Below are 20,189 nucleotides of genomic sequence, written 5' to 3' on the forward strand. Positions count from 1 at the left end.
ATGCTTATCATCCAGTTGGCAAGCAGGCTTGTCATTCCCGCTGAAGAGCTCTCCCCTCGCCCACCGAATACCTGCACGGGACAAACCGGCTCTTGCAAAGTAGATGGCAAGTGTGCTTAGTATCGATTAGTAACCTTGCTTACTATTCGTTCAGAGCCGGCACCGCTGGCACTACTCGCCAGAGTGACCCATCAAGAACGTGATCCATCGAGAAAGAGAGCGACAATGACTGAGAACCAATGGCCCCAGACATCCCCGTCGACCCTCGACCAGTACGGCGACCCGGCCCCGGCCACGCCTGCCGGAACGCCGGGCGGCTCCGCTTCCAAAGCCGACGCGGCCAAGACGGAAGCTTCGGAGGTTGCCAACCAGGCAGCCGGCGCAGCCCAGGACGTTGCGCACACCGCCAAGGCGGAGGCTGCCAACGTAGCCGCCGAAGTGAAGACAAATGCCCGGGACCTCCTGCACCAGGCCAAATCGGACCTCACCAGCCAGGCAGGCACGCAGCAGCAGAAGGTTGCAGAGGGGATGCGCTCCATCTCCACTGAACTGCGTGCCATGGCCGACGCCTCCAATGAGCCTGGCGTGGCCTCGGATCTGGTGCGGCAAGCTGCCGATCGGTCGCAGTCCGTGGCGTCGTGGCTTGACGGCCGGGATCCCGGGTCACTGCTGAACGAGGTCCAGAACTTTGCCCGGCAGCGTCCCGGCACCTTCCTCCTTCTCGCGGCAGGCGCGGGCGTGCTGGCAGGACGGCTGGGCCGCAGCCTGCAGGCCGGTGCCCCCGCTTCGACCGGGACCCCCAGCCCGGCAGTACAGCAGTCCGCCTACCCCGCGGCATACCCCTCGACCGGGACGGGTGTTGTTGCCGGGGTTGGGGAGCCGTTCTACGACGAACCAGTCGTGGGTCGGCCCGGATTGGCAGAGCCCGCCTACGGTACGCCCGCTTACGGCGAACCCACCTTTGGTGAGCCGGGATTCGGTGAGCCGGTGCGGCCCGCAACGGGCGCGGACCCGTACGCCGAAGGGGAAGGACGCCACCTGTGAGTAGCCAGATTCCGGAGCCTCCCGCGTCGGCGGCGCACGTGAAGGCGGATAACACCTCGCTGGGTGATCTGCTCGGTGAGGTCACCCGTGACCTGTCCACCCTGATGCGCCAGGAAGTCGAACTCGCCAAGGCCGAACTGAAAGAGTCAGCCGGCAAGGCAGGCAAGGGCGGCGGCATGCTCGCCGGCGCCGGCGTCGCCGGACACTTCGTCCTGCTGTTCCTCTCCATCGCCCTCTGGTACGCCCTGGGCGAGCTGATGGGACTGGGCTGGTCCGCCGTCGTCGTCGCCCTGATCTGGGGCATCACCGCCGCCGTGCTGGCCACCATCGGCCGCAAGGAACTCAAAGCGGTCAAGGGCCTGCCCCAGACCACGCAAACACTCTCAGAAATCCCCCCAACCCTGAAACCCGGTGAGGTACAACGATGAGCGACAACCCGGACGCAATCCGTTCAGACATTGAAGCAACCCGCGCCCGCCTGGGCACCAACGTTGACGCCGTGGCCGACAAAGTCACCCCGTCCAACATCGTCCACCGCCAGACCGACAAAGTGAAGGAAGCGGTGTTCGGAATGAAGGAGAAAGTCATGGGCACCAACGACACCACGCCTGCCTACACCAACGCCTACACCGGCCAGCGCGTGGGCCAGGGACACAGTGCCGGGGATACCCTTCACAACGCCACCGACACCGTTTCGGCAAAGTTCAGCGACGCGGGCGAGTCCATCGGCGACGCCCCGCACCAGGTCAAAGCCAAAACCCAGGGCAGCCCCCTGGCCGCTGGCCTGATCGCGTTCGGCGCCGGGCTGCTGCTCTCGGCCCTGATCCCCGCCAGCGAAAAGGAACGCGAGGCAGCCGACGCGCTCAAAACCGCCGCCGAACCCATGACCACCCAGCTGACCGAGGCCGCCAAAGACATGGCCGAAGGCCTCAAGGAACCAGCCCGCGAAGCCATGGAAAACGTCAAGGCCACCGCCACCGACGCCGCCGAAAACGTCAAAGCCGAAGGCCAGGAAGCAGCAGCGGACGTCAAAGACCGCGCCACCGACGCCAAGGACAACGTCCAAAACACCTAAGCCCAGCTAGAGCCCGTCCGGGGCCGTCCTTCCATTCGAAGGGCGGCCCTGGCTCATTTCCCGTCCGGTGACTCTTCATCCTCAGTGACCACTTGGTTGGCGATCAGGTCCACGCGGTCAGCTGCGGTCAAGGTGTCATCACCCTGGATGGCGGCAACGTCCTGGCTGTCTACCGGTCCCGCCCCCGGCTCAGGAACCTCGTCAGGATGCGGATCGTCCTTGTGGCGGGCTTCCTGGAGATGGTGCTCCAGTTTTTCCTCTGCGTCGCGGCGGCGTTGACCCACCGTCCGCATTTGCTGCGTTGTCGGCGCCGCATGCGCGTGCTGGTGCGGGCCATGGTCCTGGATGCTGCCAACTTTATCTTCGCTCATACCGAAATCGTCCCACTCTATGCCAGCGCCGGGAAGCGCGTCTCACGCCTGAAGGACGACGGCGCGTGGTCCGTCGTGTGCTTTTCTCGACAAAGTAGGTAGACTGGTCTACCTACTTCCACTGAGCGAGCGAGGTCCCGCCATGACGGCGAAACAAGATGTAGCGGCAACCCGCCCCTTCCGAAGGCCCGCGCGGGAGGCACTGCTCGAGGCGGCCGCCAAACGCTTTTACGCCCACGGCCTGACCGGCACCGGCATCGATACCATCACGGCCGAGGCGGGTGTGGCCAAGAAGAGCCTCTACAACAACTTCGCGTCGAAGGCGGACTTGGTGACGGCCTACCTGTACGCGCGGCACGAGGAGTGGCTCGGGCTGTACCGGGCGAGGCTTCAAAAGGCGACGACTCCAAGGAACCGCGTGCTGGCCGTCTTTGATGCGTACGCCGACCACGCCGATCTCGTGTACGAGCACGGGTTCCGCGGCTGCGGCCTGCTGAACGCGGCCGCAGAACTACCCGCCGGTGACCCCGGGCGCGCGGTGGTCCGGCGGCACAAGGAGGAGGTGGAGGCGTTCCTGACCGAGCACCTGGCTAAACTGCCGACCCCGGCCGGCCAGGCCGCTCCCCTCGCCCGGCATCTCGCCTTCCTGCTCGAAGGTTCCATGGTCCGCGCCGGCCTGGAAGGTGATGAGGGTTGCGTCCTGGAAGCCCGCAGGATCGCGGCTGACCTGCTGGACAGACTGTGAGGACGGCTGGCTTCCACGGGACGACATGGGGTGCGCTGTTTGTGCTGGCCGCGTCTGTCCTGTGGGGAACCACCGGGACGGCGGCCACGTTTGCCCCGGATGTGAGCCCGCTGGCGATCGGCGCGGTGGCCATGGGTTTCGGCGGCCTGCTGCAGTCGGCCATTGCGGCGCGTGCCCTGAAGGCTTTCGGCTCCAGTCTGCGGAGCCAGTGGCGCACGGTGGCTCTGGGTGCGCTGGCCGTCGCTTTGTACCCGCTCGCCTTTTACTCGTCCATGCACCTGGCCGGCGTTGCCGTGGGCACGGTGGTCTCCATCGGGTCGGCGCCGCTGGCGTCTGCCGTCATTGAACGCGTTGTGGACAAGAGGCCCTTCACGCGTCGCTGGCTCGGCGGTGCGGTCCTTGGCGTGGTTGGCGCGTCGCTCCTGTGCATCGCCGACGCCGGGAAGGCTGATTCCGCCGTAGCCGCGGCGCCGGGATGGTCCACCCCTGCTGGCATCGCGCTGGGGCTTGTGGCCGGACTGACGTACGCCCTCTACTCGTGGGCGGCGCACCGCCTCATCAACACAGGGGTGCCGTCAAGGGCCACTATGGGAGCAATCTTCGGGATCGGCGGCCTGCTGCTCATGCCGGTGCTGGCGGCCACCGGGGCGCCTATCGTCGCGTCGTGGCAGAACCTGGCGGTGGGCGCGTACATGGCACTCGTACCCATGTTCGCCGGCTACGTTTTGTTCGGGTGGGGCCTGGCCCGGGTCCGCGCCAGTACGGCCACCACCCTGTCCCTTTCGGAGACAGTAGTGGCGGCCGCCCTTGCAGTGCTGGTGGTGGGTGAACGCCTGCCTGCGCTGGGCTGGCTTGGCGCCGCGATGATCGCCGCCAGCCTGTTGGTTCTCACGCTTCCGGCGCCGCGGTCCCGATCCAAGCCGGCGGCCGGCAGCGAAGTGATGCTCGACGGCGGCGCCTCCCCCCAGACTGGGCCCGAGTCTGTTGCGGCCCAGTCGGCTGAATTGTCGGAGTAATCAGGCCGCCAGTGGCGCGTCGAAAAGCTGCTCGGCGAGCCGGATCAGGTGACCGGGGGCGTCTGATTCGTGTCCGCGGTTCCCGTGGCCGAGGAACACCGCCGTCCCGTTGAGGGTGTCGTCCAGGGAGATGCCCGCCTCGCGGGCAAGTACTTCGGCCCGCACGTTCTGGGGCAGGCGGCTTCCCTCGTCGTTCAAGTAGACGTGCCAGTCTTTGCTGGTGATGGATTCAATGTTTCCTGCAACCAACTTCTGCAGTGCTTCCATGTCCGTGTCCACGGTTTCGATGCGCACCGGTTGCGCGAGGTGGGCAGGGACGATCAGGGCGTTAAAGGTGGTCTTCATGGTCATGTCCTTGTGACTGAAACGTGGATCTCAGTTGCGGCCTCAAGTGGCGGCGAGAAGTGGGTGGCGGGCAGCCGATTGGGTCTAGGAGTCTCGCAATCGGCTGCCCGCGGTCTATCAGCGCTGGTTTTTGCGCGGCTTTACGAACAATCATTGGTTTCGCTTTTAGCCCTTTTTTCGGCCCGCTTTTCGAGAATTGACTTTCCCGCTTTTTTATTGCTGCCACTCTTGGGCGATTTTCCTGACATGGGAATCACACCTTTCTATGCTGTGTATCTACCCGATACCATACACACTTATATTTTTTATGCCAGTTTCCGAAAAAGCCCACAGGAGGGCCAGGAGGGCCGCCTGAGGCGTCCAGGCCGGCCTGAAGGGGTGCAGCCACCATCGTTCCGGTTGGCATTTGGTGGCCACCGTCACGGAATTAGCTAATTCCGGGGCCCGGCCTTGGACCGTTAATATCCTTTGTTTTCTGGTCCGCAGAAAATGCGAATCCTTGCACCACCGAAGTCCACCTCGAGAAATTTGCCGACACACCGCTAATGCCGGCGGCGACGGCGGGAACCTCCCGCCGTCGCAACCTTGGAATTTAATGCAAAAAGTCGCAGGGCAGGGGCCTTGGACCGAAGCGGCATCCATGGAAGTAGCTTCCATGGTGCGCGTCTTCGGGCTCAACCGTTCCGAACTGCATACCCGGCTGGGCCTGGCTGAAGGCGTCACCTTCCCCCGCGTTCCGGGCATCGAAGCCACCGGCGAAGTGGCAGCCTGCCCGGGCGGGGAGTTTCAGCCCGGGCAGAAGGTGGCCACCCCGATGGATGGGCCGCGTGTTCGATGGCGGCCACGCGGAGTACACCTGCGTCCCCGCGGGGGGGACGTCGTCGGTGGCATGGCGGCGGCCGTCCTGGTCTAAGGCAGCATCACAAGGTGGCGGCTTCCTGCTCTGCCAGCCTGATCAGACGGAGTTCGTCCTCCACCGCGCGGGTGGGCCAGTAGTCCTTCGACAGCTCATCTGCCGCGGTCAGATCGGCTGCCGGGAAGAGCTTGCCGAGCAGTCCGGCCGCCTGGAGCAGGGCGATCAGCACGATGGTCCTGGCGTCAGGCCCCTTGGAAACAGGCTTGGCCCCGGGGGCACCGGCGTCCGGCGCCCCCGCAACGGAGGCATCGATTGGAACCGTGGTATCAGGCGCTTCGAGTTCGGACGGCTCGCTCAGTGCAGCCTGGATCTTCTTCAGGAGCGCCGCCTCCGGGGCGTGGTCCTTCTCCGGGTACCGCGCGGCCCGGAACCGGCCAAGGTGCTTTTCCCCGACATGTTCCACGATGCCCAGTGACGCCAGCCCCTCATAGACCCGATGCGCTTCGGCGCGACCCTCCAGCATGGAGACCCACGTCTTGGGAGTGTGGGGCCGGGATTTGTCACGGATGAGGTCCAGCTCGTGCTGGAAGTCCGTGTTCGGGGCCGCGCCGGTGACCCTGACGTGCTTTCCCTGCAGCTCAATCGCGCCGAGCAGGTCCAGCTCGGCCAATATTGCCCCAGCCACCGTGGTTCTGAGGGCAAACACCGGCACTGCAGGTTTGCCGTCTTTGTCGTTTGTGGCCAAGAGCAGGAAGGCCTGGGGAAGATTCAGCTCCACCGCTTGGGGTGTTTCAGCGTCCATAGGATCATGGTGGCGCAGTTGGGCAGCCACCACAATAAGGACTTAGAAGCACCGAGCCGCAGGCAAAGTCAGCCTTCCAGGATCTGCCTGATCCCGAACTCTCCCACGGCGAACATCCGCGGATTATCGTCGGAGTTGCTCAGCATCGCCGTGGACAGGACGAGAGCCCAGCCCCGGGCCCTCGCCCAGGTGTCCCCGTCCACTGCGCGGCCAAAGGCATCCGTGAAGCGGTGTCGGGCGCCGGCGCCGAACATCAGCCACCCCACCGCAAGATCGACAGCCGGGTCCCCCGCCCCCACGTCACCGAAATCGATGACACCGGCCAGCGAGCCGTCCTCCGCCAGCAGGATATTGCCCGGGTGAAGGTCCCCGTGGAGCATCACCGCGGGACCATCCCAGGCATTGGCGGCACGGGCCTGCGTCCATATGGCACTCAGGGCTGCCGCCTGCGGGTAGCGTTCGCGGTCCCCGAGCCGTTCCATCACCGCGGCATGACGGTCCGCCAAGGGCACGCCGCGGAAAGGGTTAACCGGAACGCCGGAGGCGGCGGGCACGTGGAGGGACAGGAGGAACTCGGCCAGGCCCTCAGCGGCAGGTCTGCGCTCTGCTGATCCCACGTCGGCCGCTGCGGCTCCGGGGACCCACCGCACGATGCTCCACGGCCAGGGAAAATCCGGCGTCGGCCGGCCGGCATGGACGGGGACAGGAACCGCAACCGGGGAACGGCTGGCAATGTCGGGAAGGTAGCGCTGCTCATGCAGAATCAGCGGCACGGCCTCCGCCCTGCGCGGCAGCCGGACGGCCAAGTCGTCACCCAGCCGGAAGGTCGCGTTGTCCCAGCCAGTTGCAACCCGCACTAAAGGACGATCGCCGAGGTCGGGCCGCTGGTCCCGGACGAGGCAACGGACGACAGCGTCACTCACGTCCAACGTGGCTGGTGGCATTCCCGCCATCCGGAGATCCGCCTCCCTTGTGTCTGCCATGCAATCCGGCCCGTTCCCTCCGAATATAGTTCAGGTCCCCGCGTGCAGAGGAGCAGGCGCACGACGGCGGGACTTCCCCGCCGTCGTCCGCGTGCCATTGGCAACTTCCCCCCACGACGCCGCTCACTACAGCGCCGACCAGCCGCCGTCGGACGCAAGAAGGGCGCCGTTGACGGTGGTGTGGTGGGCCGTCAGGCGTTCGACTCAAGCAGGAGGTTGCGTGCTCTGGCTTCCGGCAGGACCGCTGCCGAGACGATGGACACGATTGCCAGCAACGCCATGTACGCTCCCACAGCCCAGAGGTTGCCGAAAGCTCCTACGAGCATGGCGCAAACTAATGGCGCAACGCCGCCGGAGGTCAGGGCACCCAGTTCCTTTGATGACGTCACCGCCGCCAGCCTGGCCCGGGATCCGAACATCTCCACCATGTATGCCGACTGAACCGAGTACATTCCCATGACACCAACGCTGTACGCCAAGACGAAGGCCAGCAACACCCAGAGGGTCTCACCGGTCTGGATCATCCAGACCGTGGGGAATGCCACGGCGAGCTGAAAGACGCTCAGTGAGATGTACATGCGGCGGCGGCCCAACCGATCGGACAACCAACCGGCCAGGGGTGCGGTCGCGAAGCCGACAACGGCGGACACCACGATAGCCAGTGATCCGAGCCCGGGATTGTCTTTTGCGAGGGTCACCAACTGACCCACGAAGAAGGCCAGGAAGATCGTGGAGATCCCGTTTTCGCCCCAGCGCAAGCCCACGCACGCGAGCATTTTGCCGCGGCTCGTCTTCAGCAACCGGCGGTAGATATCGATGATTCCCAGCTCGGCGGCATCTTCCTCACGGACCTCGAACGTGGGACTTTCCGCGACTGACCGACGCATCCACAGTCCGACGACGGCGATGATGACGCTGATCAAAAAGGGAATGCGCCAGCCCCAGGCGAGCAGTTGTTCCTTTGGCAGGGCAGAGACGGCCAGCCAGACTGCCGATGCCAGGAGGGTCCCGGCGTTGGTTCCGATGCCCATCAGGGATCCAACAAGCCCGCGTCGGGCAGGATGTGCGGATTCAACCAGGAGAGTGGAACTTGACGCTAGCTCGGCTCCCGCGCCGAGCCCTTGGATAATCCGCAGCAACACGAGCAGTATCGGGGCCAGGATCCCTACTTGATCGTAGGTGGGCAGCACACCGATAAGCGTGGTCGCCGCACCCATGAGCACCACCGTCCAGACCAGGATGGCTTTGCGTCCGATCCGGTCGCCGACCGCACCGAGGACAATGCCGCCGACCGGGCGGGCGAAATAGCCAACGGCGAAGGTAGCCAAACTCGCGACCAGGCCTACGGCGGGCGTGATGTCGGAAAAGAAAACTTGCTTAAAGACGGTGGCGGCAGCCAGCCCGTAGATCGCGAAATCGTAAAACTCCAGCGCCGTGCCCAGGGTACCTGAGAACGCGGTCTTGAATGTGGTCCGCCGGGATGGCGCTGCCGGGTTCGGCTGGCCTTCCAAGGTGGTCGAAATAGTCATGACGTCCTTGTCGTACGTAGATGCGTATTTTGATTGATCAGTGGCCCATGGCTAAAAGCGCTCTTAGGGAGTTCCACCGAGGCCGGACGCGACGACGGCCGCACAGACCGAATGTGATCCGCCTCGCATTTTGGAACGCTCCAAAGCTAGAACACACCGGAACGGTATGTCAATGGAGCGTTCCAAATATGTCGTGCGGGCGCAGTCGCCTCACTCCGCGCACAAAAAACGGGCGACGGCGGGTCCTCCCGCCGTCGCCCGCCTACCTTTGACGCCCCTTTGGTGCCGCCCGCTACAGCGCCGACCAGCCGCCGTCGGACGCGCGAATGGCACCGTTCACGTTGGGTGCCGTTGCCGCTGAGCAGGAACGTGATGGAGGCGGCCAGCTGCGCCGCGGTGGCGGGCGCGGGGATGTTTGCGTCAGCGGCTGCCCTCCCCGCAGAACCTGAGGTCAGGTCGACGCGTCCCTTTCGATTTCTTCAGCGAGGTCATCCACCTCTTCGGGCGGCAGCTCGATGCCCGCCTTCCCAAAGCGTTCCTCGAGAACGTGGCTTACGTCATCCTGGACGTGGCCCAGGCGGATCTCATGACGGATGTCTTCGGCAATGCTCTCGGGGGTCTCGGCATGGTCGACCTCCCCGACGCCATCGTCGTCGTCAAGAGGGGCGCCAGCCGTATCAGCTCCGGATTCACTCATAACTCATGGTGGCCGGTCGGCATGGAGCCGTCAATGACTCGAAAACGAGGAGCAGATCGTCATGGATGGCGCCGCGGCCGAGATCCTTTCCTCACCACCGAACTCCGGAACGCAGGGGATTCCTGACCAAGGTCCTCCAGCGGTGCACGACGGGGGTCGCAGCCCGGCCGCGAACGTCGGGTGACTTCGACCAGACTCGCTGTTGACCCGGCGCCGTCACGCGCATCCTGAAGTTCGAGCCCGGAACGGACACGTCCCCCGTCGGTGTGCTCACACATGACTTCTGGGAAGAAATCTCATTGAGGGTTCCGTGACCGATCAGCGGCTGCACCGAACGTTCAGTGCAGGCGATTGGGCCGTGCGGCCTCCGGGCATGGAACACGGACCGCGGGTCTCCGAGCACGGTGCCAGGATGTTCGAAGTGCGGTGTTACCAGAACCGCGGTTAGCGGACGACGACGGGACTTCCCGCCGTCGTCCGGGTTCCGAAAGCCGCGGGCCTGAGACAATGGCCCAATGGAAATCGCACTGGGACTTCTGGTTCTCGTCGCGGTGGTCTGCGCGGGAAGCGCCTTGGGCCGGAAGCTCAACATTTCGGTTCCGCTGGTGCTGGTGCTCGCCGGCGTCGCCGGTTCCTTCCTCCCGTTCGTTCCGCACATTGAGCTGAACCCGGAGTTGGTCCTCGTGGGCCTGTTGCCGCCCCTGCTTTATGCGGCGGCACTGCGGACCTCCCTGTTCGACTTTGGCTCCAACCGCCGCTCCATCGGCCTGCTTTCCGTGGGCTACGTCATTTTCGGCACCGTGACCGTGGGCTTTGTGGTCTGGTGGCTGTTCCCGGAGGTCCCGCTGGCCGCCGCGTTCGCCCTCGGTGCCGTCGTGGCACCGCCGGATGCTGTGGCGGCGACGTCCATCGCGCGCAAGGTGGGGATGCCGCGCAGGATCGTCACCATCCTTGAAGGTGAATCCCTGGTCAACGATGCCACCGCACTGATCTGCCTCCGGGCTGCAATCGCCGCCATCTCGGGGTCGGTGTCCGCAGCAGGGATCGCCGGGGACTTCCTGCTCGCGGTGGGCGGCGGGCTGGTGGTGGGCATGGCTGCGGCCTACGTGCTGACCTCACTTCGCAAACGGATCCGGAACGTTGCGATCAACACCTCGACGTCGCTCGTGGCCCCTTTGGTGGCCTACTTGCCGGCGGAAGCGATCCACGCCTCAGGCGTGCTCGCCGTCGTCGTGACCGGACTGGTGATGGGCACCAAGGCGCCGTCCATGCCCAACGGGGCCGCGCGGCTGAGCCAGCGCAGCAATTGGAACACGGTCCAGTTCCTGCTGGAAAACTCCGTATTTCTCCTGATCGGGCTCCAGGTGCGGTCGATCGTCGAGGGCGTCCAGGACGACTCCCTCGGCGCAGGCCGGATCTGGGCCGGATGCGCCGTAATCCTGCTGGCGGTGCTCGTGCTGCGGCCGGTGTGGGTGTTCCCTGCGACGTACCTGCCCCGGCTGATTCCGGCGGTGCGGCGGAACGACCCGGCGCCGCCGTGGCAGTTTGCGGCGATCGTCTCCTGGGCCGGGATGCGGGGGGTGGTCACCCTGGCCGCGGTTCTGGTGCTGCCCGCGGATCTGGAACACCGTTCCGTGCTGATTCTCGCTGCCCTGGTGGTTGTGGGCGGCACGCTGACTTTGCAGGGGTTCACTCTTCCGGCCCTGGTCCGGGTCCTGCGGGTCAAGGGCCCGGACCAGCGCGAGGACGCACTGAACCAGGCTTCGCTGATGCAGCAGGCCACTGCAGCCGGCGTGGCCCGCCTGAAGGAACTGCGCACGGACGACGATCCGCCGGAGGTTGTGGCCATGCTGAAACGGCGCACGCAGGAGCGCGGGTTGGCTGCCTGGGAACGTCTGGGCCGGCCGTCCGCGGAGACGGCCACGCCCAGCGAGCGCTACGCCCGGCTGCGGCTTGCCATGCTGGAAGCGGAACGGGCCAAGGTCCTGGAACTGCGGCGCGGCGGCGAGTACGCACAGGAGGTCCTCAGCGAGGTTCTCGAGCGGCTGGACGTGGAGGAATCCATGCTGGACGTGTCGCTCGACGAGGTGGATACCTCCGGCGAGGGCGGCGGCGAAGGGATCGCGAGGCCGGGCGGGGTGTGCGGCCACCTCGAGTCGGCCCGCTCCCCGGAGGTGCCCCGCGATGCCTACTGCGCGGACTGCCGCCGGGAAGGCACGACGACGGTGCACCTGAGGATGTGCCTGCGGTGCGGCAAAGTGGGGTGCTGTGATTCCTCCCCCGGCACCCACGCGTCCAGGCACTTTGCAGCGACCGGGCACCCGGTCATGCGGAGCATCGAGCCGGGCGAAGACTGGCGCTGGTGCTACGAGGACGACCTGCTGGGGTGAGTGCCTAATCGTCCAGCCGCACACCGCGGAGCAGCAGGAGCGTCCCGCCCACCACCACTGCTGACGCCAGGAAAACTCCTCCTGCGCCAAGCCCGGCCGCCACCACGCCGATGGCGCTGGGCAGCACCACCTGGCCCACCCTGTTGCCGGCCAACCGCAGGGCAAGAGCCCGGCCGCGTTGGCCCGCCGGGGCCTGCGCTGAAAGCCAGGACATCGTGAGGGGCTGGCCGATGCCGAGCCCCAGACCCAGTACCGCCATGACCGCAAACAGCAGCCACGCCGGCATGGGAATTGCGGCCGCGCAAAGGGCGGCTGTGGACAGCGCAAGGCTGAACACCATCAGCCGCATGCGCCCCAGCTTCCGGGACATCTGCCCCAACCCGAGCCGGGAAACCATGGAGAACACGGCCCGGGTGGTGAGCATCAGGCCCACCGTTGCCGCAGTGAGCCCGCGCTCGGCGCCGAGCGCGGGGAGGTAGACCATGGTCAGGTCCACCACGGCCAGGACGGTGGCACTGGCGGCCAGGGCGCGGGCAACACCGGGTGTCTTCAGCAGCCCAACAACACCGCCCTCGCCGCCACCACCGGCACCCACAACCGCTTTCCTTTTGCCGCCGCTGACTTTGGCCGACACGCCGAAAGTGGTCACGAAAAGCACCAGGCTCATGCAGGCGGAGAGAAAGAAGATCGCCTGAGTGTCGGGGCGGATCGAGGCGCCTCCCACCAGGGAAATCGCCAACGGCCCCAGGGCCTGCCCCAGCGATGCGGCGAATGTCAGGTAACCGAAGGCGGAGTCCATCCTGGAGGAGGCAGCGTTGTTGGCCACCACGGCCTGCTGCCCCACCACGCAGGCAAGTTGGCCGGCGCCGAGGAGGGCGGTTCCGATGACCAGGGTGACGATCGACGATCCCCACAGCAGCAGGAAGGCAGAGCAGGCAAGAACGACGGCGGATCCGATCGCCATCAGCCGGCGCTCACCCAGGCGGTCCACCAGTCCGCCCGTGGGGACGGCGAGCAACAGCGGAAAGACGGCGTAGCTGGCGGCCAGGAGACCCAGTGCGAAACCCGGAACGTCCAGTTCCAGCGCCCGGTAGGTGGCGGCCGGCCGGACCAGGAAGGTCACAGCCTGGATCAGGGTGGAATGCAGGAGCAGTGCTGTGGCCGAGCGGCGTCCGAGTTCACCAATCATGTGATGACGAGGCTGCTGCCCGTGATGGCACGCAGCGCCGCGTCCCGGGCTCCGATGACGTGCTCGAACGCGAGCTTGGCGGCTTTTTCAGGGTTGCCGCCGGCCACCGCGTCCACCAGGATCCGGTGCTGCGCCAGGGCCTGGTCCCGCCGTTCCTGCGTGCTGTTGGTGAAGTGGCGGTACCGCTCCATCTGGCTGGAGACCTGGTCATGGAATCGCCGGGCCCACGAATTCCCCGCAATCTCGGCGATCTTGGCGTGCAGCGCCATGCCCTGCTTCATGGCTTCATCGGCAAACGTCACCATGGCGGCGTTGCGCTCAAGAATGCCGTTGAGGGCTTCGATGTCGGCCGCCGTCGCCTTTACGCACGCCAGCCGCGCCATGAGCGATTCCATCGCCGCGCGCACCTCGTACAGCTCGGAAATCACTGCCTCGTCCAGGACCGGCACCAGCACTCCGCCGGTAGGTTGCTGTTCGAGCAGGCTCTCCGAAATGAGCCGCCGGATGGCCTCCCGCAGCGGCGTCCGGCTTACCCGCAGCGCCTCAGCCATTGCCGGCTCGTAGATGCGCGCCCCTGGCTTCAGCTCAAGAGTAAGGATCTGCCGCTTAAGCTCCGCGTAGACAAGGTGTGCCCCGGTGTTCCGGGACGGTGAATCTGCCATGTGGTGACCTCCGCGCTTCATTATACTTGTATACATCTATACAAGTACGCGCTTCCTGCACGGGAGGCTCTGTCAATGGGCGGCGGCTAACCTCCGGGCATTTGGATCACGCCGAGTTGCTGCATCAGACCGAGGTCGTCCCTGGCTGACCAGTGCTCCGCGATCTCTCCGTCGTGGATTCGGTGGATGGCCACGGCCGTCTCCCGCAGCTCGGCGCCTGTAGGCGGCAGCGGTCCGGGGAGTTCACCCACATGTCGGCCGGTGGCGGTCAGCCTGGTGACCACTTTGTCCCCTTCGGCCACCTGGTCATCGATCTGGTGAGTGCCCGGCGTCGCCGTCCAGAATATGCGGAAGGCCTGTTTCAGGCCTTCCCGTCCTGCCGGCAGCCCGGGGAATGGCGGATTGTGATCGAGGTAGTCTTCGGCGACCAGATCATCCATTGCATCGACGTCCCCGGCGTCGATTGCTGCGTAGAAGCGCCGCACGAGCGCTTTGTTATCGTCTGTTTCCACGGGTCGACCTTCCGTTTGTACACGGAGATCGCCTTCGGACCGGCTCAGCTGTGCGGGCAGTTCAAGTGTCCCGTGCGAGGCCAGTTTAAGCCCGCCGGGCCAGCCTTTATAGGTCCAGCAGGCCTAAGCTAATAGCAGTACGTCTCTTCCAGCGCCGGGGAGGTCATCATGGATACGGAAACCGCCGAAGTGATCGGGCATGATGTCACCACCATTACCTGCGTCTGCGGCAACACCGTCAGCAAGGACGGGTTGATTCAAGCCAACTCACAAGGCGTCCCCGTCCACCTCGGCGAAGACACTCCGGTACCCGCTGAGCTGGCGGCATGGCCTGCCGACGAGGATCTCTACACCCTGTGCCCTGCATGCGGCCGCGTGTACCGTGACGCGGTCATCGAAGAGACCGGGACCGCGCCGGTTGCTTTCCGTGTGGACGTCGCCGCCGGCCCCGTTGCCGAAGCGATCCGCGTCCACTGGAACCTCAGCACCTAGGCCGTAGGCGCCGGACGATAATTACAGGCGCACCCGAGGACGGTGACGGACGACGGCGGGACGCCCCGTCGTCGTCCGTTCTCAGCGGTCAGCCCGCACCCTGGCCCTCGCGGGCCGTCTCCTCCAGAAGCCTGGCTGACGGCGACGCCGTCATGAGCTGCCCTATTACCTCGGGCTTATCCCACACCTCGCTGCGGAGCCGTTCCAGAAAGCCGTTCGCAGCATCCTTCGTGTCGAAGTCAAGGAGCACGGCCACGCTGTTCTGGTCGTCCGTATCCCGGAACAGGCGGACAGACCTGGCGCCCGAGGCGGCGCGGCCCGCAGGATCGCTGTCGAATACTTTCTTGAAAGCCTCGTAATCCCTGACTGGATAACTGATCTGCAAGGTGAACATCGTTGTTCCTTTCGTTCGGGCTGTGTCAGACCAGACATAGGCCTTCCACCGTCGTCCCGGTAGGGCCGAAAGGCTTAGGGGGTGCCGGATCCATGCCGGCGGGATGAGAATGGTGGAATGCGCTCCGCATTCACACAAAACCGGCCCACGAGCCGAGTCCTCGTCCGGGACCTAAGTCCCGCCGTCGGCGTTGGGCTGGTTCTGTGGTGAGTACGTTCATCCTGATCCCGGGAGCCGGGGGCGCCGCTTGGTACTGGAGCCACGTTGTTCCGCTGCTGCAGGAGGCCGGCCACCAAGCCGTCGCGGTCGATCTGCCCGGCGACGACGAACGCGCCGGGCTCGCCGAATACACAAGTCTGGTCGTGGAAGCCATCGGTGCGCACCACGGAGTGGTGCTGGTGGCGCAGTCGCTGGGCGGTTTCACCGCGCCGTTGGTGTGTGGAGAGGCTTCCGTCGGGGAGCTGGTGCTGGTCAATGCGATGATCCCCCTGCCGGGCGAGACGCCGGGCGCATGGTGGGACAACACCGGATGGGCTGCGGCGCAGCAAAGCGCTGCGAAGGCCCACGGCTACGGCAATCGAGTTCGACACGGACACCTACTTCCTGCACGACGTTCCCCCGAAAATCGCCGCTGAAGGGGTGCCGCATCAGCGCCCTGAAGCTAACGCAGCCTTCGAATCGGCATGCAATTTCGCGGCGTGGCCCAAGATCCCCACACGCGTGCTATCCGGCGAGGGAGACAGGTTCTTTCCCGTGGACTTCCAGCGCCGGATCGCCCGTGAACGCCTCGGCATCGAGCCCGACGTTGTGCCGGGCGGCCACCTCCTCGCCCTGGCAAACCCCGAAGGTGTGGCCACGTACTTGCTACGCAGTTGAACGAAACAAGATCCTAGAAGGTATTCCAGGTGAGCGGTCGACGGCGGGACCTCCCGCCGTCGGCCGCTTCCGTCTTGTCAGGCGTCGTCGCGGGCGAGGCTGCTGGAGAGCTCCCGGTGGGCATTGGCTTGGTCCTGGAGCGTCGCGGCCCGCGCCTCGAAGGTGGCGACGGCGTCGGCTCCGGCGGCGAACCGCAGTGGCGGCTCGTCGAATTCGGCCAGCTGGATCAGGGCGTCGGCGAGTTTGGCTGGGTCCCCGCCCTGCTGGCCGTCCATGCTTTGCCAGGCCTTGACCGTCTGCTCGGTGCGCTCGGCGTAGTCCTCGATGGTGGATTCGGCATAGCTCGTCGATTCCGGAGTGAGGAGCTCAGTGCGGAAGAACCCCGGCTCCACGATCATGGAACGGATGCCGAACGGTGCGACCTCCTGGGCCAGCGACTCGGCCCAGCCCTCGACGCCGAACTTCGACGCGGCGTAGGCGGTGAGGAACTCGCCGCCTGCAAGGCCGGCGGTTGAGGAGATGGTGACCAGCAGGCCGGAGCGCTGGGCCCGCAGGACCGGCAGGGCCGCGCGGGCGACGTTCATGGGCCCGAACATGGTGGTTTCGATCTGTGCCCGGAAGCCCCCGGGGGTGATTTCCTCGAAGAACCCGGCGTAGAAGTTGCCGGCGTTGTTCACCAGGACGTCGATCCGGCCGAACCGGTCCACGGCTGCCCGGATGGCGGCCGTTGCGTCGGCGGGATCGGTGACGTCAAGCTTCACGGCAAGCAGGTTCTCGTTCTCGCCGACGGCCTGGGTGACTTTCTCCGCGTTGCGGCCGGTGGCGACCACGGCGTGGCCGGCCGCGAGAGCTGACTTGACGATGTCGGTGCCCAATCCCCGCCCGGCGCCGGTAATGAACCAGACTTTCTTGCCGGCCATGTTGTCGTTCTCAGTGGTGGTGTGCTGCTCAGTCATGGGTTGGTTCAGTCCTTCCTGGTTTGCGTCCTGGCTGCGCGTGGGAGCGCACGGGGGCGTCGGATCCGCCGGCGGGATCGCCGGCGGTGGTAGTTTCGGGCGGCGATCCCGCCCAGCTGGCGAGGAAGGCCAGCGCGTTTGCGGAGGCGGAGCCTGGCTCCGCAGTGAAGGTGAACAGGGTCTGCCCCTCGTCGCCGGGGAGGTCCAGCGTCTCGAACTGCAGCGACAAGTCCCCGGCGACCGGGTGGTGGAAGCGCTTGGTTCCCGTGGTGTGGATGCGCACGTCGTGCCCCGCCCAGAGCGCGGCGAACAGACCGCTTCCCGTGGTCAGCTCGCCGACCAGCTCGTTCAATGCCCGGTCGTGGGGGTTCCGGCCGGACTCCAGGCGAAGCATGGCGACCGTCGTTGCCGCGATTGCGTTCCAGTCTGGATAGAGGTCTGCTGCGTCCGGACCGAGGAAGAGGTAGCGTGCCTGGTTCGGCAGCCGCCCCGGAACGTCCGCCCCCAACGACACGGCTGAGTTAAATACCTCGGCATACAGTGCCTTGCCCAGCAGGTTGGCAGCGAGCACTTCGCCGCGGCCGTTCTGCACTATGGCGGCCACGCCGGTCATCCCGTCCAGCAGGCGCAGCACCCCGGGACGGACCCGCTGCTGAGTCGGGCGGCGCGGCGCCCGGCGCGAAGGCGTGTTTGCCGTCCGCGCCAAGTCCATCAGGTGTGCGCGCTCCGCCTCGTCCAGCTGAAGGGCTGAAGCCACAGCCTCGAGCACCGAGTCTGAGGCGCCGCGGATGCCGCCGCGTTCCAGCCGGGTGTAGTAGTCCGTGCTCACCCCGGCGAGCTGCGCCACTTCCTCACGGCGCAGACCCGGCACACGGCGCAGCTCCCCGTAGCTGGGGATGCCGGCCTGCTCCGGGCTGACTTTCGCACGACGCGAGATCAGGAACTCACGGATCTCTTCTTTTCTGTCCACAACCACCACGCTACGCAGCGCGGTTGGCTGGCGGCAGTGTCTGTCAGACACCCCCAGGCAGTTCGGTGGGTCCCCTGGCGAAAGTCATTCACATGATTGACTTCAAGAGGGCACAGCTCGGGCGGGACTCGCCGGACTGAGCGACGGCACTCCCGGACTTGCGTTGAACCAGGGCTCCTGTTGACGCTGCATGTGATACGAGTTACAGTTGTCCCAGTTATACGAATAACCCTTCCATTAGTAAACGGCCCGAGGAGGTGCCCATGGCTGGAACACGGCCAAAATCAGGTCCGACGATGCACGACGTCGCTGCTGCTGCCGGCGTTTCGCAGGCCACAGTGTCTTTGGTGTTGAACTCGGCCGCCGGGTCCCGGTTCTCGCAGGAGACCCGGCAGAGGGTTCGGGATGCTGTGGACAAGCTGGGTTACCGCACCAACGCCCACGCCAAAGTTCTCCGCGAAGGTGTGGCCGGCATGATCGGGTTCATCGGCGATTCCGTGGCCACCACTCCTTTTGCAGGCGCCATCATTGAAGGTGCCCAGCAGCGGGCCTGGGAGGACGGGCTTCTCCTGCTCTCAGTAAACACCGGTGGTGATAGGGAGCTCGAGGCCGCGTCTTTGGACGCCATGCTCTCTTATAAGGTTGCCGGCGTAGTCTACGCCGCCATGTATCACCGGCGGCTGGAAGTTCCCGACGCCCTGGCCGGCGTCAGGTCCGTAGTGCTGAATTCGCAGGACCGGGCCGGTCGGGTCCCGAGCGTCGCCCCGGACGAGGTCAAAGGCGGGTACGCGGCCACCAGCCGGTTGCTCGAGGCGGGCCACACCAGGGTGGGGATGATCAACATCGAAACCCTTGAGAGTGACCTTCCTGCCGCCGTCGGCCGCTACAAGGGCTACTGCGCGGCACTTGAGGAGGCGGGGCTGGACATTGATCCGTCGCTGGTTCGCTTCGGCTCGGGCGGTGAGGAAGATGGCTACAAGTACACGATGGAGCTTCTGACCGCCAGTAACCCGCCCACCGCAATTTTCTGCGCCAATGACCGCGGCGCCTGGGGAGCCTATCAGGCAGTCTCGGACCTGCGCCTCGCAATCCCCGGCGACGTCTCGATCGTGGGGTTCGATAACCAAGCGACCCTGGCGCCATTTCTTCGCCCGGGATTGACCACTTTTGAATTGCCGTTCGTCGCCATGGGCCGGCGCGCGGTTGACCTGATCCTCCAGGATGCGGAACCCGACGGCCGGGTCGAGCTGATGGACTGCCCACTCGTTGAACGGAATTCAGTGACTCATCCTAAGGAGATCCCATGAGCCGCACCATCCCGGCCAAACGCGGGCGTCCTGCCGCGGCGCCGCTGCCACAGCGTAAAAATTCTCTTTCGCTTCGCCTGAAGAGGATTTCCCGTGCCTGGCAGTTATACGTATTACTAACTCCAGCAATCATCTACATCCTGGTCTTCAAGTACTGGCCGATGTACGGCGTGCAGATCGCTTTCAAGAACTACAACCCGGTGGACGGGTTCACGGAAAGCCCCTGGGTGGGCCTGACGCACTTTATCCGGTTCGTGAACTCATACCAGTTCGGGCAGGTGGTTGGTAACACCCTGTGGATCGCCGTCCTTGGGCTGTTGATTGCCTTCCCGATCCCCATCATCCTGGCGTTGCTGGTCAACCAGCTCCAGAGCGAGCGGTTCAAGAAGTTCACCCAGACGGTGCTGTATTCGCCGGCGTTCATCTCCACTGTGGTGGTGGTGGGCATCATGTTCGTAGTTCTGTCCCCAAGGTCGGGGCTGGTGAACAACGCCATCCAGCTGGGCGGGGGCGAGCCGATCTTCTTCATGGGATCGGCGGAGTGGTTCCGCCCCATTTACGTGATCTCGGATGTCTGGCAGAACGCCGGGTTCTCGATGATCGTGTACCTTGCAGCCCTGGCGGCCATTGACCCGGCGCTGCATGACGCGGCCAAAGTTGACGGCGCCTCGAAGCTGCAGCGCATCCGGCATATCGACCTGCCGGGCATCATGCCGGTGGTGACCATCCTGTTCATCCTTGCCATCGGCAACCTGCTCAACGTCGGTTTTGAAAAGGCCCTGCTGATGCAGACGCCGCTGAACCTCTCCACCTCGGAGATCATTCAGACCTACGTCTACCACGCAGGACTGCAGCAGGCGCAGTTCAGCTACTCGGCCGCCATCGGCCTGTTCAACTCCCTCCTCAACCTGGCGCTGCTGCTCGTCTTCAACACGATTGCGCGCCGGGCCAACCAAGCGACCCTGTGGTGATGCCGAA

At 65.4% G+C, this 20,189-nt stretch carries 24 protein-coding genes; 12 read left to right on the top strand and 12 right to left on the bottom strand.

The window, feature by feature from the left end; genetic code table 11:
* Nucleotides 1-225 precede the first annotated feature (225 nt).
* The 3 genes from IAQ70_RS18190 to IAQ70_RS18200 are packed head-to-tail and all read left to right on the top strand — an operon-like array spanning nt 226 to nt 2,119.
* Nucleotides 226-1,044, top strand: a complete 819-nt coding sequence (locus IAQ70_RS18190; RefSeq protein WP_223860303.1) for a hypothetical protein — start codon at nt 226-228, stop codon at nt 1,042-1,044.
* Nucleotides 1,041-1,472 carry a phage holin family protein gene (locus IAQ70_RS18195; RefSeq protein ID WP_190990854.1) on the top strand — a complete coding sequence of 144 codons (432 nt, stop codon included), beginning with the start codon at nt 1,041-1,043 and terminating at the stop codon, nt 1,470-1,472. Before IAQ70_RS18190 ends, IAQ70_RS18195 begins: the two co-directional genes overlap by 4 nt.
* On the top strand, nt 1,469-2,119 hold the full coding sequence (locus IAQ70_RS18200) for a DUF3618 domain-containing protein (RefSeq protein ID WP_190990856.1): 651 nt from the start codon (nt 1,469-1,471) through the stop codon (nt 2,117-2,119). The genes IAQ70_RS18195 and IAQ70_RS18200 overlap by 4 nt, the downstream gene beginning before the upstream one ends.
* Before the next feature lie 53 nt (nt 2,120-2,172).
* On the opposite strand, the gene IAQ70_RS18205 is transcribed toward IAQ70_RS18200, so the two are convergent.
* The gene (locus IAQ70_RS18205) at nt 2,173-2,490 is read right to left on the bottom strand and encodes a hypothetical protein (RefSeq protein WP_190990933.1); all 318 of its coding nucleotides are present in this window, start codon (nt 2,488-2,490) and stop codon (nt 2,173-2,175) included.
* 142 nt (nt 2,491-2,632) lie between these two features.
* Between IAQ70_RS18205 and IAQ70_RS18210 the strand changes: the two genes are divergently transcribed.
* Both IAQ70_RS18210 and IAQ70_RS18215 read left to right on the top strand, forming a co-directional pair.
* Nucleotides 2,633-3,235 (top strand): TetR/AcrR family transcriptional regulator, encoded by a 603-nt coding sequence (locus IAQ70_RS18210; protein ID WP_190990858.1) that lies wholly within the window; start codon nt 2,633-2,635, stop codon nt 3,233-3,235.
* Complete coding sequence (locus tag IAQ70_RS18215) at nt 3,232-4,251, top strand: DMT family transporter (RefSeq protein WP_317983704.1); 1,020 nt, start codon at nt 3,232-3,234, stop codon at nt 4,249-4,251. The genes IAQ70_RS18210 and IAQ70_RS18215 overlap by 4 nt, the downstream gene beginning before the upstream one ends.
* On the opposite strand, the gene IAQ70_RS18220 is transcribed toward IAQ70_RS18215, so the two are convergent.
* Nucleotides 4,252-4,596 carry a DUF3846 domain-containing protein gene (locus IAQ70_RS18220; RefSeq protein ID WP_190990860.1) on the bottom strand — a complete coding sequence of 115 codons (345 nt, stop codon included), beginning with the start codon at nt 4,594-4,596 and terminating at the stop codon, nt 4,252-4,254.
* A gap of 640 nt (nt 4,597-5,236) precedes the next feature.
* On the opposite strand from IAQ70_RS18220, the gene IAQ70_RS18225 reads away from it, so the two are divergent.
* Nucleotides 5,237-5,509 carry an alcohol dehydrogenase catalytic domain-containing protein gene (locus IAQ70_RS18225; protein ID WP_223860304.1) on the top strand — a complete coding sequence of 91 codons (273 nt, stop codon included), beginning with the start codon at nt 5,237-5,239 and terminating at the stop codon, nt 5,507-5,509.
* A 7-nt stretch (nt 5,510-5,516) separates the two neighbouring features.
* On the opposite strand, the gene IAQ70_RS18230 is transcribed toward IAQ70_RS18225, so the two are convergent.
* From IAQ70_RS18230 to IAQ70_RS18245, 4 genes are all read right to left on the bottom strand, one after another.
* Nucleotides 5,517-6,254 carry a GOLPH3/VPS74 family protein gene (locus IAQ70_RS18230; RefSeq protein WP_190990862.1) on the bottom strand — a complete coding sequence of 246 codons (738 nt, stop codon included), beginning with the start codon at nt 6,252-6,254 and terminating at the stop codon, nt 5,517-5,519.
* Between the two features lie 68 nt (nt 6,255-6,322).
* The gene (locus IAQ70_RS18235; protein WP_317983705.1) at nt 6,323-7,177 is read right to left on the bottom strand and encodes an aminoglycoside phosphotransferase family protein; all 855 of its coding nucleotides are present in this window, start codon (nt 7,175-7,177) and stop codon (nt 6,323-6,325) included.
* 251 nt (nt 7,178-7,428) lie between these two features.
* Nucleotides 7,429-8,766: an MFS transporter gene (locus IAQ70_RS18240; protein ID WP_190990864.1), complete on the bottom strand. Its 1,338-nt coding sequence runs from the start codon at nt 8,764-8,766 to the stop codon at nt 7,429-7,431.
* 451 nt (nt 8,767-9,217) lie between these two features.
* Nucleotides 9,218-9,463, bottom strand: coding sequence for a hypothetical protein (locus tag IAQ70_RS18245; protein WP_190990866.1), 246 nt, complete (start codon nt 9,461-9,463; stop codon nt 9,218-9,220).
* Between the two features lie 515 nt (nt 9,464-9,978).
* Between IAQ70_RS18245 and IAQ70_RS18250 the strand changes: the two genes are divergently transcribed.
* Entirely contained in the window at nt 9,979-11,853 is a 1,875-nt protein-coding gene (locus tag IAQ70_RS18250; RefSeq protein ID WP_190990868.1) for a Na+/H+ antiporter, read from the top strand.
* Nucleotides 11,854-11,857: 4 nt separating this feature from the next.
* Here the strand turns inward: IAQ70_RS18250 and IAQ70_RS18255 are convergent, their stop codons facing one another.
* The 3 genes from IAQ70_RS18255 to IAQ70_RS18265 all read right to left on the bottom strand — a co-directional run bounded on the left by IAQ70_RS18255 (nt 11,858) and on the right by IAQ70_RS18265 (nt 14,216).
* The gene (locus tag IAQ70_RS18255) at nt 11,858-13,042 is read right to left on the bottom strand and encodes an MFS transporter (RefSeq protein WP_190990870.1); all 1,185 of its coding nucleotides are present in this window, start codon (nt 13,040-13,042) and stop codon (nt 11,858-11,860) included.
* Nucleotides 13,039-13,704, bottom strand: coding sequence for a GntR family transcriptional regulator (locus IAQ70_RS18260; RefSeq protein ID WP_190990871.1), 666 nt, complete (start codon nt 13,702-13,704; stop codon nt 13,039-13,041). Before IAQ70_RS18260 ends, IAQ70_RS18255 begins: the two co-directional genes overlap by 4 nt.
* A gap of 86 nt (nt 13,705-13,790) precedes the next feature.
* Nucleotides 13,791-14,216 carry an ester cyclase gene (locus IAQ70_RS18265; RefSeq protein WP_190990873.1) on the bottom strand — a complete coding sequence of 142 codons (426 nt, stop codon included), beginning with the start codon at nt 14,214-14,216 and terminating at the stop codon, nt 13,791-13,793.
* A 168-nt stretch (nt 14,217-14,384) separates the two neighbouring features.
* Here IAQ70_RS18265 and IAQ70_RS18270 point away from each other — a divergent pair, with 168 nt between their 5' ends.
* Entirely contained in the window at nt 14,385-14,708 is a 324-nt protein-coding gene (locus IAQ70_RS18270; protein ID WP_190990875.1) for a hypothetical protein, read from the top strand.
* A gap of 88 nt (nt 14,709-14,796) precedes the next feature.
* Here IAQ70_RS18270 and IAQ70_RS18275 read toward each other — a convergent pair whose 3' ends face one another.
* Nucleotides 14,797-15,102 carry a hypothetical protein gene (locus tag IAQ70_RS18275; RefSeq protein ID WP_190990877.1) on the bottom strand — a complete coding sequence of 102 codons (306 nt, stop codon included), beginning with the start codon at nt 15,100-15,102 and terminating at the stop codon, nt 14,797-14,799.
* 206 nt (nt 15,103-15,308) lie between these two features.
* On the opposite strand from IAQ70_RS18275, the gene IAQ70_RS22855 reads away from it, so the two are divergent.
* A complete protein-coding gene (locus tag IAQ70_RS22855) occupies nt 15,309-15,737 on the top strand; it encodes an alpha/beta fold hydrolase (protein ID WP_317983706.1) in 429 nt (142 codons plus the stop codon).
* A gap of 118 nt (nt 15,738-15,855) precedes the next feature.
* Nucleotides 15,856-15,978 (top strand): hypothetical protein, encoded by a 123-nt coding sequence (locus tag IAQ70_RS23115; protein ID WP_263406518.1) that lies wholly within the window; start codon nt 15,856-15,858, stop codon nt 15,976-15,978.
* A 77-nt stretch (nt 15,979-16,055) separates the two neighbouring features.
* On the opposite strand, the gene IAQ70_RS18285 is transcribed toward IAQ70_RS23115, so the two are convergent.
* Both IAQ70_RS18285 and IAQ70_RS18290 read right to left on the bottom strand, forming a co-directional pair.
* A complete protein-coding gene (locus IAQ70_RS18285) occupies nt 16,056-16,934 on the bottom strand; it encodes an SDR family oxidoreductase (protein WP_223860305.1) in 879 nt (292 codons plus the stop codon).
* Nucleotides 16,927-17,904, bottom strand: coding sequence for a helix-turn-helix transcriptional regulator (locus tag IAQ70_RS18290; protein ID WP_317983707.1), 978 nt, complete (start codon nt 17,902-17,904; stop codon nt 16,927-16,929). Before IAQ70_RS18290 ends, IAQ70_RS18285 begins: the two co-directional genes overlap by 8 nt.
* 263 nt (nt 17,905-18,167) lie before the next feature.
* On the opposite strand from IAQ70_RS18290, the gene IAQ70_RS18295 reads away from it, so the two are divergent.
* Nucleotides 18,168-19,211 (top strand): LacI family DNA-binding transcriptional regulator, encoded by a 1,044-nt coding sequence (locus IAQ70_RS18295; RefSeq protein WP_223860306.1) that lies wholly within the window; start codon nt 18,168-18,170, stop codon nt 19,209-19,211.
* Nucleotides 19,208-20,182 carry an ABC transporter permease gene (locus IAQ70_RS18300; protein WP_190990879.1) on the top strand — a complete coding sequence of 325 codons (975 nt, stop codon included), beginning with the start codon at nt 19,208-19,210 and terminating at the stop codon, nt 20,180-20,182. The genes IAQ70_RS18295 and IAQ70_RS18300 overlap by 4 nt, the downstream gene beginning before the upstream one ends.
* Nucleotides 20,183-20,189 lie beyond the last annotated feature (7 nt).

The organism is Pseudarthrobacter sulfonivorans (assembly GCF_014712225.1).
Classification (GTDB): domain Bacteria; phylum Actinomycetota; class Actinomycetes; order Actinomycetales; family Micrococcaceae; genus Arthrobacter; species Arthrobacter sulfonivorans.

Bases quoted from the DNA above. Each gene is read 5' to 3' on its own strand.
- IAQ70_RS18225 (WP_223860304.1), top strand. From the start codon at position 5,237: ATGGAAGTAGCTTCCATGGTGCGCGTCTTCGGGCTCAACCGTTCCGAA.
- IAQ70_RS18285 (WP_223860305.1), bottom strand. From the start codon at position 16,934: ATGACTGAGCAGCACACCACCACTGAGAACGACAACATGGCCGGCAAG.
- IAQ70_RS18210 (WP_190990858.1), top strand. From the start codon at position 2,633: ATGACGGCGAAACAAGATGTAGCGGCAACCCGCCCCTTCCGAAGGCCC.
- IAQ70_RS18190 (WP_223860303.1), top strand. From the start codon at position 226: ATGACTGAGAACCAATGGCCCCAGACATCCCCGTCGACCCTCGACCAG.
- IAQ70_RS18295 (WP_223860306.1), top strand. From the start codon at position 18,168: ATGGCTGGAACACGGCCAAAATCAGGTCCGACGATGCACGACGTCGCT.
- IAQ70_RS18300 (WP_190990879.1), top strand. From the start codon at position 19,208: ATGAGCCGCACCATCCCGGCCAAACGCGGGCGTCCTGCCGCGGCGCCG.
- IAQ70_RS18230 (WP_190990862.1), bottom strand. From the start codon at position 6,254: ATGGACGCTGAAACACCCCAAGCGGTGGAGCTGAATCTTCCCCAGGCC.
- IAQ70_RS18270 (WP_190990875.1), top strand. From the start codon at position 14,385: ATGGATACGGAAACCGCCGAAGTGATCGGGCATGATGTCACCACCATT.
- IAQ70_RS18240 (WP_190990864.1), bottom strand. From the start codon at position 8,766: ATGACTATTTCGACCACCTTGGAAGGCCAGCCGAACCCGGCAGCGCCA.
- IAQ70_RS18250 (WP_190990868.1), top strand. From the start codon at position 9,979: ATGGAAATCGCACTGGGACTTCTGGTTCTCGTCGCGGTGGTCTGCGCG.
- IAQ70_RS18220 (WP_190990860.1), bottom strand. From the start codon at position 4,596: ATGAAGACCACCTTTAACGCCCTGATCGTCCCTGCCCACCTCGCGCAA.
- IAQ70_RS18255 (WP_190990870.1), bottom strand. From the start codon at position 13,042: ATGATTGGTGAACTCGGACGCCGCTCGGCCACAGCACTGCTCCTGCAT.
- IAQ70_RS18200 (WP_190990856.1), top strand. From the start codon at position 1,469: ATGAGCGACAACCCGGACGCAATCCGTTCAGACATTGAAGCAACCCGC.
- IAQ70_RS18275 (WP_190990877.1), bottom strand. From the start codon at position 15,102: ATGTTCACCTTGCAGATCAGTTATCCAGTCAGGGATTACGAGGCTTTC.
- IAQ70_RS18205 (WP_190990933.1), bottom strand. From the start codon at position 2,490: ATGAGCGAAGATAAAGTTGGCAGCATCCAGGACCATGGCCCGCACCAG.
- IAQ70_RS18260 (WP_190990871.1), bottom strand. From the start codon at position 13,704: ATGGCAGATTCACCGTCCCGGAACACCGGGGCACACCTTGTCTACGCG.
- IAQ70_RS18245 (WP_190990866.1), bottom strand. From the start codon at position 9,463: ATGAGTGAATCCGGAGCTGATACGGCTGGCGCCCCTCTTGACGACGAC.